This is a genomic window from Cobetia sp. SIMBA_158 (assembly GCF_046566945.1).
Taxonomy (GTDB): Bacteria; Pseudomonadota; Gammaproteobacteria; order Pseudomonadales; family Halomonadaceae; genus Cobetia; species Cobetia amphilecti.
This window is the reverse complement of record NZ_JAWJYL010000328.1, coordinates 1-275: the sequence shown is the minus strand read 5'-3', so window position 1 is coordinate 275 and position 275 is coordinate 1. Positions and strand designations below refer to the sequence as shown.

General features: G+C 47.6%; 1 protein-coding gene. It reads right to left on the bottom strand.

Annotated features, from left to right (window positions below; all coding sequences use genetic code 11):
- Positions 1-275 (bottom strand): PCRF domain-containing protein (locus R2R70_RS20150; protein ID WP_410978925.1); only part of this gene is annotated, 275 nt, incomplete at both ends.

Below are 275 nucleotides of genomic sequence, written 5' to 3'. Positions count from 1 at the left end.
AACGCAGAGGCAAACGATGTATGACGACGGCCACTTGAGTCAAATGGGCTTTTACGAACTAAACGGTGTACGCCTGTTTCTGTACGTAACCAACCGTAAGCATATTCACCAACAAAGCGAACTGTTGCGCCTTTTATTCCGGCCACATCGCCATCGGTTGCTTCTACTAGCTCAACTTTAAAGCCTTTTGCTTCGCCCCAGCGTAGGTACATGCGAAGTAACATGTTACACCAGTCTTGAGCTTCAGTGCCGCCTGAACCTGATTGTAAATCAAG